The organism is Microcystis sp. M179S2, assembly GCF_020245805.1.
GTDB lineage: Bacteria > Cyanobacteriota > Cyanobacteriia > Cyanobacteriales > Microcystaceae > Microcystis > Microcystis aeruginosa.
The window spans coordinates 1-12668 of sequence record NZ_JADBUE010000021.1 but is presented as its reverse complement, the minus strand read 5'-3'; the positions used below and the strand labels follow the sequence as shown (position 1 = coordinate 12668).

The 12668-nt window shown below is 40.2% G+C and carries 17 protein-coding genes and 1 pseudogene; 6 read left to right on the top strand and 12 right to left on the bottom strand.

Going from position 1 to position 12668, the window contains the following annotated elements:
* Nucleotides 1–358: 358 nt before the first annotated feature.
* The 4 genes from IM500_RS01270 to IM500_RS01255 all read right to left on the bottom strand — a co-directional run bounded on the left by IM500_RS01270 (nucleotide 359) and on the right by IM500_RS01255 (nucleotide 2026).
* Nucleotides 359–745 carry a type II toxin-antitoxin system VapC family toxin gene (locus tag IM500_RS01270; RefSeq protein WP_079208957.1) on the bottom strand — a complete coding sequence of 129 codons (387 nt, stop codon included), beginning with the start codon at nucleotides 743–745 and terminating at the stop codon, nucleotides 359–361.
* A gap of 3 nt (nucleotides 746–748) precedes the next feature.
* Nucleotides 749–976 (bottom strand): DUF2281 domain-containing protein, encoded by a 228-nt coding sequence (locus IM500_RS01265; RefSeq protein WP_002784946.1) that lies wholly within the window; start codon nucleotides 974–976, stop codon nucleotides 749–751.
* A 319-nt stretch (nucleotides 977–1295) separates the two neighbouring features.
* On the bottom strand, nucleotides 1296–1670 hold the full coding sequence (locus tag IM500_RS01260) for a hypothetical protein (RefSeq protein WP_012265286.1): 375 nt from the start codon (nucleotides 1668–1670) through the stop codon (nucleotides 1296–1298).
* 2 nt (nucleotides 1671–1672) lie between these two features.
* Nucleotides 1673–2026 (bottom strand): papain fold toxin domain-containing protein, encoded by a 354-nt coding sequence (locus tag IM500_RS01255; protein WP_002798426.1) that lies wholly within the window; start codon nucleotides 2024–2026, stop codon nucleotides 1673–1675.
* A gap of 385 nt (nucleotides 2027–2411) precedes the next feature.
* On the opposite strand from IM500_RS01255, the gene IM500_RS01250 reads away from it, so the two are divergent.
* The 5 genes from IM500_RS01250 to IM500_RS01230 all read left to right on the top strand — a co-directional run bounded on the left by IM500_RS01250 (nucleotide 2412) and on the right by IM500_RS01230 (nucleotide 4610).
* Nucleotides 2412–2654 carry an AbrB/MazE/SpoVT family DNA-binding domain-containing protein gene (locus tag IM500_RS01250; protein ID WP_190723626.1) on the top strand — a complete coding sequence of 81 codons (243 nt, stop codon included), beginning with the start codon at nucleotides 2412–2414 and terminating at the stop codon, nucleotides 2652–2654.
* The gene (locus tag IM500_RS01245; protein ID WP_002784949.1) at nucleotides 2648–2968 is read left to right on the top strand and encodes a type II toxin-antitoxin system PemK/MazF family toxin; all 321 of its coding nucleotides are present in this window, start codon (nucleotides 2648–2650) and stop codon (nucleotides 2966–2968) included. The genes IM500_RS01250 and IM500_RS01245 overlap by 7 nt, the downstream gene beginning before the upstream one ends.
* Nucleotides 2969–3142: 174 nt before the next feature.
* Nucleotides 3143–3922 (top strand): PEP-CTERM sorting domain-containing protein, encoded by a 780-nt coding sequence (locus tag IM500_RS01240; protein WP_261779250.1) that lies wholly within the window; start codon nucleotides 3143–3145, stop codon nucleotides 3920–3922.
* Nucleotides 3923–4080: 158 nt separating this feature from the next.
* Complete coding sequence (locus IM500_RS01235; protein WP_147068726.1) at nucleotides 4081–4311, top strand: addiction module protein; 231 nt, start codon at nucleotides 4081–4083, stop codon at nucleotides 4309–4311.
* Entirely contained in the window at nucleotides 4308–4610 is a 303-nt protein-coding gene (locus tag IM500_RS01230; RefSeq protein ID WP_002798430.1) for a type II toxin-antitoxin system RelE/ParE family toxin, read from the top strand. The genes IM500_RS01235 and IM500_RS01230 overlap by 4 nt, the downstream gene beginning before the upstream one ends.
* 356 nt (nucleotides 4611–4966) lie before the next feature.
* Here IM500_RS01230 and IM500_RS01225 read toward each other — a convergent pair whose 3' ends face one another.
* The 6 genes from IM500_RS01225 to IM500_RS01200 form a co-directional block, all read right to left on the bottom strand.
* Entirely contained in the window at nucleotides 4967–5542 is a 576-nt protein-coding gene (locus tag IM500_RS01225) for a Uma2 family endonuclease (protein WP_002798432.1), read from the bottom strand.
* Between the two features lie 112 nt (nucleotides 5543–5654).
* On the bottom strand, nucleotides 5655–6275 hold the full coding sequence (locus IM500_RS01220) for a Uma2 family endonuclease (RefSeq protein WP_079208955.1): 621 nt from the start codon (nucleotides 6273–6275) through the stop codon (nucleotides 5655–5657).
* Between the two features lie 47 nt (nucleotides 6276–6322).
* Complete coding sequence (locus tag IM500_RS01215) at nucleotides 6323–7849, bottom strand: GldG family protein (protein WP_002757413.1); 1527 nt, start codon at nucleotides 7847–7849, stop codon at nucleotides 6323–6325.
* A gap of 2 nt (nucleotides 7850–7851) precedes the next feature.
* A complete protein-coding gene (locus tag IM500_RS01210) occupies nucleotides 7852–8682 on the bottom strand; it encodes an ABC transporter permease (RefSeq protein ID WP_190718731.1) in 831 nt (276 codons plus the stop codon).
* Entirely contained in the window at nucleotides 8672–9613 is a 942-nt protein-coding gene (locus IM500_RS01205; RefSeq protein WP_190718733.1) for an ABC transporter ATP-binding protein, read from the bottom strand. Before IM500_RS01205 ends, IM500_RS01210 begins: the two co-directional genes overlap by 11 nt.
* Before the next feature lie 329 nt (nucleotides 9614–9942).
* Nucleotides 9943–10923 (bottom strand): ABC transporter ATP-binding protein, encoded by a 981-nt coding sequence (locus IM500_RS01200; RefSeq protein WP_287737459.1) that lies wholly within the window; start codon nucleotides 10921–10923, stop codon nucleotides 9943–9945.
* Nucleotides 10924–11186: 263 nt separating this feature from the next.
* On the opposite strand from IM500_RS01200, the gene IM500_RS01195 reads away from it, so the two are divergent.
* A complete protein-coding gene (locus IM500_RS01195) occupies nucleotides 11187–12053 on the top strand; it encodes an alpha/beta fold hydrolase (protein ID WP_287737458.1) in 867 nt (288 codons plus the stop codon).
* Nucleotides 12054–12229: 176 nt separating this feature from the next.
* Here the strand turns inward: IM500_RS01195 and IM500_RS24390 are convergent.
* Both IM500_RS24390 and IM500_RS01185 read right to left on the bottom strand, forming a co-directional pair.
* Nucleotides 12230–12405 (bottom strand): annotated as a pseudogene (locus IM500_RS24390) (DUF29 family protein); the annotation flags it as partial.
* Nucleotides 12406–12547: 142 nt separating this feature from the next.
* Nucleotides 12548–12668 (bottom strand): DUF29 family protein (locus tag IM500_RS01185; protein ID WP_353737887.1); only part of this gene is annotated, 121 nt, incomplete at its 5' end.

Here is a 12668-nt window from a genome sequence, read left to right as displayed (position 1 = left end):
GAGTTAAAAGTTAAACTTCAAGTTTTCATTCAGGACAAATGTACTGATTAACTAATTTTTTGGGGAAAATTAGTTAACCCATCATTATAACATATAATTAATTTGCAAGAGTTCTAATATCTCACGGAATGAGGATAGTTCGCCTGAGAAGGAGTAAAAAAACAGGGGAAAACACCTGAGACTCTTTGCTCTGTGAATCGCTAATCGGGGAAAGGAATGTAAAGATTTATTAAATTATAGCTTTTGATACAGTTGTGGGGGGGGAGTGTGTATCATTCTGCCATCTCCTTTTAGTCTTGGGTTGGGCTGTTGCTTGACCTGGATGTGGGGGGGGCGATCGCCTGACATTTTGGGAAATTTACCAAATTCTTTGAACGGGGTAACGGTCAAATATTTCATCAACGCTCAGAATAGGCATAATTTCGGTTATTGATTGGGATATTAAAAGTCGATCAAAGGGGTCTTTATGATAGTGGATAAGGGTTGCTAGTGTCCAGATATGAGCTAGATCAATAGAAAGTATTTCTAGATTATTAATGGTTATTTGATTTTTAATTAATTCCTGTAAAGATGGGTTAAGTTGTAATTTTCCCAGTTGCAGTTTTATTTGCATTTCCCAGACACTAGCAACGCTTAAAAATAAGCGATTATTTCGATCAAATAACAAATCTTGCCCGGTTAGTGATAGTTTTTCTGAGTTAATTGACCACCAAATAAAGCTATGGGTATCTAATAAAAGTTGCATGGGTTAAGTTGGCGGCAAGAGTTCATCGGTTAGGGGTTCGTTAAAGTCATCGCTGATCCAGCCTTGACCTTGATATAATCCCGCAATTCTACCTGTTGGGGTTATTTGGGTTTGATGGTGTTGATTGACTATAGATTCCAAAAAATCGAGAATTTCTTGTTGTTGTTGGACAGGTAATGTCTGAAGGGTTTGCAACAAAGGAGAATTGGTATCTAGGCCAGCATTGTTCATCACGATTTGATTTGAGGATTTTGGGGGAATACCTCAAGGATAGCATGGGTTTTCAGAGGTGAGGGGACAAGTTACGGATGCTGCGATTGCACTACTGAAGTCGGATCGGGTTTCTCTGTCTCGTCTTCTGGGGATTGTTTATTCTGGTTCTGGGTTTTCTTGATAGAGATTGGGAGGGAAATGTAAAGATTTGTAAAATATTTATTAAATTGTAGCTTAGAATACAGTTTTTAGTGCGGTAGTGTGTATTGTTTTGCTGTCCGTTCTTGGCGTTGGGTTGGGCTGTTGTTTGACCTGAGATATGAGATTTGCGATCGCACTAGCTGACACGACTTATAATAATCTCTTGATCCTCAATCCCATCGGCAGGAATTTCCTGACTGCCAAGTTGTTGAAACTCCCCTAGTAACTGAAAAAAACGCTCAAATCCCTGCTTTTCATCGGGGCAATAGAGCAGGATAATTTTAGCCCAAGCATTAGATGTATGAAGATTGTATTTGTTTTCAACAAACTGATGAAACTCTTGATAGAATCTGATTTCTTCGGCTGTCGGTTCAATTCCTAACTCCCGTCTAGCAGTTTTATAACCCACTAAAAACATAAACAAATCCGACAGGGAAGGACGACCAATATACAGTCCAGGTCTAGCTTTAATCTTAGACAAAATCTCAAATAATCCGCCTTTTACTTCCATCTTTACCCTTCTCCTGCTTCAGTAATTATAAACTCTTCACTTTGGCAATGAAAATCTTTCAGCCAATCATCTCGTGTCATCCCTTGAGGAGACAGATTATCAAATACTCTTCCCCTTACTTCTACCCCATAATGTTTTCCATTGATCGTAATTGATTGATCATTCCCTATGCGATCGCTAATGATATAATCTTCGTCATGATAGCGCGTTTTCAGTTCGATCACTTTCCCCTCAATTTCGTTGTCTGTTAGCCACTGCATTACTGCTCTAGCACATTCATAACATTGATAAAGCTGGAATTGACTGACAATATTGCCAATTTCTTGATCAATTTGGGAATCGGTTAACTTAACCACTCTCTCACTCCAAAATGAAAGCTGGTATCCCTAGTCTATCAGCTGGTTGGTGCGAGGTAATCCTGTTTAATTTAGTTTGCGATCGAGTTGAGGATCAGTCAAGGGAGAAGGCAAAGGCGAATCCGACATACTGCGCCACAATATCTCACGGAATGAGGATAGTTCGCCTGAGAAGGAGTAAAAAAAACAGGGGAAAACACCTGAGACTCTTTGCTCTGTGAATCGCTAATCGGGGAAAGGAATGTAAAGATTTATTAAATTGTAGTTTTTAATACTTTTTTGATGGGGATAGTGTGTATGATTCTGTTGTCTGCCTTTGGGGTTGGGTGGGGCTGTTTAAGCGGTTGATTGATATAATGACAATGTATTTACCAAGCAGTCAAAAATGTTGCTGAAAATCATACAAATCGGCAATTCTCAAGGAATTACAATTCCTCAAGCGATTATGGAACAGTGCGAACTCACTGATGAAGTCGAAGCGATAGTCGAAGGTAAAAAAATTATTCTGAGTGCTAAAAAGAAGGTGAGAGAGGGGTGGACTGAATTATTTGATGACGAACCGCTCGAAGCAGAGTTACAGGATTGGTTAGGAGTGGAAAACGAGTTCGAGCAAGAAAATCAATGGTAGAAAGATTTGCTGTGGTTCTAGTGGAACTCGATCCGACTAGGGGTTCCGAACTGCAAAAAACCCGACCTTGTGTTATTGTTTCCCCTAGCGAGATTAATGCTCGGTTGAGAACAGTAGTCGTCGCTCCCATCACCAGCACAGTCAAAAAATACCCCACCAGAATCCCGATTGACCAAGAAAATGTGCGAGGTAGTATTGCCTTAGACCAAATTAGAGCGATCGACAAAACCCGAATCGTTGCTCAAATTAGCCGTCTTGACGAACAAATGGCAATGTTAGTAGCTGATCGCTTGGTTGAATTTTTTCACTACTAATTTTTTTTTGGATTATAGTTCGCAAAGAGGGAATATCTCAATCTTCCCCTGTGAATCGCTAATCGGGGAAAGGAATATAAAGATTTATTAAATTGTAGCTTTTGATACATTTGTGGGGGGGGAGTGTGTATTGTTTTATTGTCCGCCTTAGACTTTATCGAATTTCAAAAAACAATGATTATTGCTAAACAGCTTTTTGCCTTAACCACTTGTGCTACATTTATTGGAATTTTAGTAAATATTGAGCCAAGTCTTGCTTTCAAAAGTTCATTAAGAATTAAGAATGAAAAAGATGATCTTGTAACAGTTGATGTGAGAGGAACTGTGCAAACAATAAGTGGAGAGTTAGATTTAGGCTCAATTTATCCTTTTCCTGTGGTAATAGCTCCAGGGGATGAGTCACATATTAGATTTAATATTCCAGATTACTTAACAGATCTTCATTATATTATTGATGATCCTGGAGTTATTTCAGAAACAGCATTTGGATTTGTCGGTGGTTCTAGTGGCTCGTTTTTTCTTGAAAATTACATCAATAGTAGTCTTTCTAACTTAGCAATTATAAATAGCAACGAGTTTTTGGCTCCATTACTATTTAGTTCAGGTCGCTCAACAAACTTATTCATAGGAATTGATCTAAATCAATGGATTCCATCACTAACCCAATTTCAAGCTGGTGATTCATTTAACTTTGTAAATGGAATATCGTCAAGCTTACCTGGTGTTATCGTCGGTACTACGCCAGTAAGCTTTTCTTCTTCAGTAGGCTGGTTTACAGCGAATCCTTATACTGGCTCTGGATTTGTAATAGCTGCATCTGATGGAGATACTATCCCCGAACCTTCCTCAACCCTCGGTTTCCTCGCTCTCGGTACTCTCGGTGCAGCTTCAACCGTGAAGCGCAAACTAAAACCCTCCAAATCTACCGAAAAAGAAACCACAAAAGTAGGCTAAATTGCTTCTAAAAATACCATAAATGCCCCTTCATTTAGTCAGTTGAGGGGGTATTTTTGGCATAACTCTCTCAATTCTCATGATTTTAAGGAGGATGGTTTATCTTGCAAGCCGAGAGCTGCTACAATCTAAGATGACTGGTTATAGATGCTTTCAAGATGACTAAAACAGCAGAAACCCTCAAAATAGAACTTGCTCAACTTTCTGTGCAAGATCGCGCTGAACTGGCTTACTTTCTCATCCATTCCTTAGATGAAGGTGTAGATGACAATGTTTTAGATGCTTGGGATAGAGAATTAACTCAAAGATTAGCCGAAATTTATGCTGGAACAGCCAAGGGTGAACCATCGGATAAAGTATTATTGGAATTACGAGAGAAATATTCGTGAAACCTGTTATTATTCACAGTGAAGCAAGACGAGAACTTGACAATGCTATTCAATATTATGAGAAGCAAAAGATAGGATTAGGGCTAGATTTACTATCTGAAATTGAACAAGCTCTCGAAAAAATTAAAATTAACCCTAATCTGGGAACAGCCCATACTATCGAAGGGATGCGCCGTTATCTCATTCGCCGTTTTCCTTACATCATCTTTTATGTAGAATTTGAAGCATTTATCTGGGTAGTTGCGATCGCACATGGAAAACGTAAACCTGATTACTGGAAAAAGCGAAATTTAGAATAATCGAGATACTCAAACCTAAACTAAAACCCTCCCAATCCACCGAAAAAGAAACCACAAAAGTAGGCTAAATTGCTTCTAAAAATACCACAAATACCCCCTTCATTCAGTCAGTTGAGGGGGTATTTATATCGTATTTTTATGTTATCTTGAGGGGATTTATACCGCTTTGCGGAAGGCAAAAGTCTTATACCATAAGCCTTTCATGTTCCTAATTTTTACAATCCAAATCAATCATTAATGTTACCAGTATAAAATAAATAAGAGGGGTTATTCATAATGAGTCCACATCCGTATAACTTTGACAACTTTACTCTTCTGGAATAAACTGATAAACCAAAGGATGCTGACAGAACAAATTAAACCTTTAGCCAAGCAAAAATATCCACTGCTGATATTGACCAACGTTCTAATCCTTTAATCACTGCTAAAGGCTCATTATTTCCTTCAGTTGCAATATGTACTTTCGGTAATCCTGTTTGAAAAACGGTGACTGACTTGGCTGAAGGATCAATCAACCAACCTAATTCTGTTCCTTGTTGTAAACAGAAAATAATCTTTTCCATCCCTAAGGTAACAGATTGTTCAGGAGACATAATTTCAATAATCCAATCGGGATAACGTAAAAATTGATCGGCCATTTCTCCATCTAGATCTCTTGGCAAATTCTCCCAACGAATCACCGCAATATCTGGCACAATTGAACGTTCTGCAAAAGTACAACGCAATTCAGGTAGAGCATAAGCTAATTTTTGAGGTTTAGTCTGTTGATTAATGGCAGAGGCTAACTCAAATTGTAAGATGCTGTGTTTTCCTTTGGGCATAGGTTTTTGAGTGACAATTCCATGATAATATTCCCTAGCAGGCTTAGTTTCTGGAAGGGCAAGAAATACTTCGAGGGAAAGAGCTTGTTTATCTTCTATTGTGGCAAACATTGATTGATTTCTCCGATCTTGAGTTGTTTTCTATTATAAGCTCCTGACTCCTTACTCTCAGGTAAGTTTTTGATTTTTACCATAAGTCCAATCTAAAAATACGGGTTTTTCTTTAAGCTCTAGCACAAAAAATTTGATTAGCAGTGAGGTTTAACTCTGGAAAAATCCCTGAAATAAGACGTTGATCCTGTTTAAATAAATTACCTTGATATTCTCCATCGATTAATTGATAGATAGAAATGGTGGGTTCTTTGGGGCTGCCGATATATCGGGCCGAACCTTTGGCTAAATAATCGATAATCCAATATTCGGCAATTCCTAATTGTTCGTAGTCGTCGAATTTTTTCAGATAATCATCTCGCCAATTGGAACTGACAATTTCAATAATTAATTTAGCTGATGTTGCCAGAGAAATTGAGGAAGCGGTTTCCCAATAGGGATCGTTAACTAGATTTTCTCTGTCTAAGACAATAATATCGGGTAGATAACCTGTATGGGGGCGAAGGGGTTTTACTGCCGCAGTATTGGGGATAAAATAGGGCAATTGCCGTCTTCTAATCTCCAATCCTAACTCGATGGTCATAAAACCGCCAATTTCTTCGTGTTTTCCGATCGGTCGCATCATGGCCAATAATTTTCCTGCGATTAATTCGTATTGTTGTCCATCATCGGGATATTGATTAATATAGTCATCAAAAGTCAACAATTGGGGGATAGTTTGGGTTGTGGTCATGGCAGTTAGGGGAATAAGAGAGATGATTTTTCTAGATTCTAACTCGATTAACGACGTTGCCACCAAGTCAATCCAGCTAGGGTAAATCCTACTAAAGGCATCACTACCATCGCTATCCAAAAAATAGCGTTAGCTTGCAGGGGATTTAAATTAATTCTTCTATTTTCTGGTTCCTTGGCCCGGATAGATAAGGTGGCTGTTTCACCACTGGCTAACCACTGCACAGAATTTAAAAATATATCTCCGTTTAACTGTTGTTCAAACAGTCCATCGCTGGCAAAGCTGGCATTACCAATCACGATTAATTTACCTTTTTTTCCCGTCAGGGCAACTCCTAGATCAAAGGGACCAGCTAAATCTTTTTCAGGGTTAAACTGGAGATTCTGATCATTTAAATCACTCTCAGCCCACATTTTATCATTAGTAATCATTAAAGATACGGCTTCAATTCCTTCGATGGGAACGGTAGCGATAGGACGAGCAAAGGGAAAGATAGAAATACCGTTGGCAAAATCGCGAGTAATCGGATGATTGCCGTAATTGGTAATAATGGGACTAGCCGGACCTAAACCGATAATTTCCCCGGCACCGGAAGCATCAATAATAATCCGATTATCCAGTTTCACACCCCAAGGGGTTAATAAGGGTTCTAATCCGGTTTCGGTTTGGGGGTCAATCATTAATAAAATTTTGCCCCCTTGCTCAAGATAGTTTTTTAAAGCGGTGACTTCCTGGGGAAATATTTTTCTTTTGGGACTGGCAATAATAATGACATCGGCATTATTGGGAATGGTGGAACGTTCCACTAGATTAAGTGGTTCTACTTGATAACCTTTTGCTTCTAAACTATTGACTGCTTGTCCTAAACCCCCTTGAGGTTCTTTGATGGCATTTTCTCCATGACCTTGCAGAAAGTAAGCGGTTAAAGTGCGATCGGTTTTAGCGGTTTCGATGGCGTTACTCAGTTTCGCTTCGGTGAGACTTTCCTCTTCACTAATAGTTTTTAGAGGTTGTTTTTTGTCACCATACTGTAGATAGACTCTAGACAGATTATCATCAGCTAGTTTTTTAAATTCTTGGACAATATTGGGTTTTTTCTCGGGATTAACTATCTCGTACTGAAATTGGGGGTTTTTGCGTTGATAATTGGCTAAAAGTTCCTCTTCGTTGCCACTGATTCCCCGGGTTGAAAAAATCCAGACTTTGACGGGTTTTGACAGATTGGTTAATAGTCTTTCGGTTTGGGGGGATAAACTAAAGATTTGGTTTTCGGTTAAATCAACTCGATAGGGATAACGGAGGGCGAGAAAGTTAATTAAACCAATAACGCTGAGGACAATAATAGTAGTAATGAGGGTTTGAGTGCCGGTGCGGGTACTTCTTTTTTGCCAAAAGTCTTTGGAAGTGATTACTAATAACAACAGCCACCCTAGAAACAAAATAGCTCCGGCAATTAATAACCCCAGAGAGAGGGATGACCATTGACCGGAGATTAACCCCACGGTTAAGCCGGCACTACCCAGAAATAGGGCGGGTATATAGAGAAATTTACCGTATTTTTGCCAGGATCTCATAGTTAGTTTCTTTGATAACGGTCCGCTTCGATCGCTTGAGTAGTTAGGAAGATTCCCAGCAGAATATAACTGAGGAGGATGACTAAACTACTACTGTCAAAAATTCCCCGCACGAAATTGTTAAAGGGTTGATACCAAGATAGATGGGATAGTAATTCTTTCAGGAAAAATCCGATCTGTTCTCCCACTTCTCCTCCGATGCGATCTCGAAAGAAGGTTTCGGCATTGTTAGCAATTACATCCAGTATCCAGATAAATAAGATGGTGATAAAGGTGATGATGTAAGCAAGGATAGAACTATTGGTGAGGGAAGATATAAACATCCCGATGGCTAGGATGGCCGCTGCCAGTAAAATTAATCCTAGATGAGCTAGTAAAATACTGGCTATATTTACTGGGGGAACTGCGGTACTAAAAACCACTATTTCGTAAATCCAGAGGGGGGTAATCATCACGGTAAAAAAGGCCAGCACTCCCAATAATTTACCGATGGCTATACTCCAATTAGTCAGGGGGGAAGTGGCTAAAAGTTCTAGGGTTCCCTGTTTTTTTTCCTCTGCGTATAATCCCATAGACAGGGCTGGCAAAATTACCAACAATAAAGAGGATAAAATAATGCCGATGAAAGTGGTCATAAATTCAGATACCGTATCTCTGGCTACCAGAAATCCCGATTGTTCCTGGATACTAACATCGAGAATAATGCCGTAGAGAAGGGAGTTAAAGAAAAATCCCGCTACTAACCAAAATATCCCCATAATGATATAGGCATTGGCGGCGGTAAAATAGCTTTGAAATTCCTTGCGAAAAATCGCCCAGATATTATTGATCATGTCTCTCCTCTTGCTGGTTACTTTCCCCGCTGCCGATTACTTCCAGAAAGATATCTTCTAGGGTTTTACGGGTGCGACGCATTTCTAATAGGTTATAACCATTGTTGACAACTATTCTAGCAAGTTCTGCCCCTAGGTTTGTTCCCACTTGACCAACAATTTTGAGCAGGTTATCGCCGACTTTTGCTGCTTGTTCGACTTGGGGTATTTGTTGCAGGATTTCTAGCAGGGAATCCCTATCACCTTCGATCTCAATTTCATAACTGGAACCAGCAGGGGTAGCGGTAGTAATATTATTGGCCACGATGCGACCCCGATTAATAATTGTCGCTCGATCGCAGGTAATACTCACTTCTGGTAAAATATGAGTGGAGAGAATAATTGTATGTTCTCCCGCTAAACTTTTAATCAGATTTCTTACCTCGATAATCTGTTTCGGATCCAATCCTACCGTCGGTTCATCTAAAATAATTACCGGTGGATCGTGTACAATCGCTTGGGCAATTCCCACACGCTGTTTATAACCTTTGGATAACTTGCGGATAATAACTTTTCTTTTTTCTAGTAACTGACATTTGCCTAACACTAAATCTACCCGCGCTTTTCTATCCCCCGATGAGATGCCTTTAATCCGTGCCACAAAATCAAGAAAACTTTCCACGGTCATCTCTGGATACAAGGGGGGATTTTCAGGAAGATAACCAATGCGACGACGCACTTCTAAGGATTGTTTATGTACATCGTATCCTGCTATCCTTGCTGTTCCCGTTGTGGCAGGAATATAACCAGATAAAATCCTCATAGTCGTGGTTTTTCCGGCTCCATTTGGTCCCAAAAAACCGAGAATTTCTCCTTTTTCTACGGTAAAATCCACGTCACTGATTGCCGTGGTAGAACCATAAATTTTACTCAGATGTTCGACTTCAATCATAAGCTTTATCAGTTATCAGTTATCAGTTATCAGTTATCAGTTATTAGATGGGAGTTAAGTACCTAAGCAAAATTAATTACACATATCTAACCCCGCTCTTGCCTCTTGCCTCTTGCCTCTTGCCTATCTTCACTAGGAAATTAATTTTGCACGACTACTTATCAGTCTGTTAAGTGACAAGTTCGGAGCTTTCTTTTAACTCGACGGAATCTAAAACCTAATTTGTTAAGCTAGAAGATTTTATGGACTTAGTTTCTAACCTTCTTTTTGGGTAGGAGAATTGCCAGATTCTTTCTTTTGCCTCTTGCCTCTTGCCTCTTGCCTACTGCTCACTGATAACTGATTTTTCCCAGACTATGATCCCGATTAATCTCTACCACTAGCTCTGCTTGTTTGAGCAGGGGTGGGAGAAATAATTGCGGATGTAAACTTTTCCAAAAATACTTGACAAATTCCTCGATTTCTGATGGGGTCATACCTCCTTTTGTTTCGGCTGCCTGTCGCCATTGTAAACTGTAACGGTAGTCAAGGGGATAAAGAATCAGTAAGCGATCGATTTTTGACCAGAGGGGTAGATATTCTCGCAATCTTTGATTATTATCCCTGGCGAATTGTCGGTCTTCTTCGCTATTAATCGGATCGGGGGCATGATCAAAGACTGTTTCTTCTACTGGATTCATGCCCACAAACCAACCCTCGAAAAAAAGAATATCAACTCGTTCCACTTGTTCCGCTGCAATTCTATCTCCTTGTCCTCGATGCAGGGACTTGTCAAAACGCGGGATTAAAATCGGACTTTCTTGCTGACAAACCTGTTCTAAAACTTTAATTCCTAATGCTATATCATGAGTACCCGGTGGACCACGCCAGCGCAATCTTTCATCCTTTTGACGCAATTTTATTCGCTCATTATAGGTCTTATAAATATCATCTAAAGAGAGATTATTTACTTTTAAATCAAAATAGGCTAAAATAATCGACATTATGGATGTTAAGGTGGTCTTTCCCGTGCCTTGAGGGGCCAAAATGCCTTGAATCAACGGTTTTGCGTGGCTGCGTAGCTCTAGCGCCCAAGGAATCCAAAAGCGCCAACAGCTGATCAAAATCTGATTTGGCTGATTTATCCCTAACTCCTGACATTTTTGCCAGACTCGCGGCCAGAGAATCATTAGTAGTTCCGCCCTTTCCTGTAGGATGAGAGGGTTAGTCTCCCTAAAATTTAAGGATTCGATCTCTAGTAAATCTTCTAGATCCGCCTGACTTAAGGGATTTTCGTCGATTAATCCCCGTAAAATCGTCAAAATCTTCATAGCTGTTATTTAGGAGTAATTCTCTAGGGTTAGCCACCCATACCGGCAGACTAATCCTGCTCAAGATTTTTTTGAGAGTGTTTTTTAGGGTTATTTGCCCAAAAATGAAGGGTTTGCAGGCAGGCACGGATTTCCACTCTATATATAAGCATATGTCAAGTTCCCTTTTCAGTCAAGGGGTTTGGCTAAAAATCTCTAGCTTTGTCTCCAGTTTCCCAATCGGTTAGACTAAGAATTATTCACATTACTTAACAAAACAGCCGATGAATACAGCTGCCCTGACGACAAGGCAAAATTGGCAATGGCAAGGAAGTTCTATACACTATGTGCAAGCGGGTACTAGAGTCGCGGGAAAACCCCCGTTACTATTAGTCCACGGTTTTGGCGCTTCCACCGACCATTGGCGAAAAAATGTGCAAGGTTTAGCCTCAGAATGGGAGGTATGGGCGATCGATCTGTTAGGATTTGGTAGATCAGCTAAACCGGATCTTGTCTATAGTGGCAATCTTTGGCAGCAACAATTAAATGATTTTATCAAGGAAGTTGTGGGGCAACCGACGGTTTTAGCGGGTAATTCTCTGGGGGGTTACGCTTCTCTCTGTGTAGCTGCTAATCACTCTGAGAATGTTCGGGGATTAATTCTCCTCAATAGTGCCGGTCCCTTTAGCGATACAGAAAGCAATCGTCAGCCTAATTTAGCACAAAAATTACTGCGATCAGTCTTGCTGCAACCCTGGGCTAGTTATCTCTTATTTCTCTATACCCGTCAACCCAAAACTATCCGCAAAACCCTAGAGAAAGTATATCTCGATCGCAGTGCCATTACTGAGCAGTTAATAGAAGATATCCGTCGTCCTTCCCTGGATGCGGGAGCAGCCAAAGTTTTTGCTTCTGTGTTTAAATCTCCCCGGGGGGAAAATGTGGATATTCTCCTGCAAAAGTTAAGTTGTCCCCTGTTGATGTTATGGGGTGAAGGGGACCCTTGGATGAATACTAGGGAACGCGGGGCCAAATTCCGTCAATACTATCCTTCTCTGACAGAATATTATCTAACTGCCGGTCATTGTCCCCACGATGAAATTCCCACAGAGGTTAACCGGTTGATTAGTGATTGGGTGAAAAGCTTATAGGTAGTTAGGGATCGGTTATCAGGTTTTTATTTTTTTGACGCTTATCTAACCTAAAAAAAGAGGGTTTGCAGGCAGGCACGGATTCCCATTATATATATAAGTATCTGTCAAGGGCGGGGATTTGTCAAGGATTTTTTTGAAAAAATCTGCCAGAATTTGGCCGGTAGGAAAGACATTGGCCGGTATTGGTAGAGAAGCAGATGAATGAGTAATTGCAGGGGATAACTATCTACTTTATGTCTCTGTTGGTTCCCCAATCTAATACATCTGTTCGTCTTTGTCGCAGTTGTTGGGCCGTTTCTTCTAACCAAGCAAGATAGTCTTGTTCTTATAAGTCTTTGGTATTGGTCAGGTATCGGGTTTTTATTTTTTTGACGCTTATTTGACCTGAAAAAAGAGGGTTTGCAGGCAGGCACGGATTCCCATTCTACATATAAGTATCTGTCAAGGGCGGGGATTTGTCAAGGGGTTTTCTGAAAAAATCTGCCAGAATTTCAGGGGAGAAAATCGGAATCGAGGATTTGTTCGGGACTATAGGGGCAGCTTTCAGCAAAGATAGCGGCCGGTAATTGGCTTTTTTGTCGGACTCGCTTCACTGCTTTGGGGTAAATAACG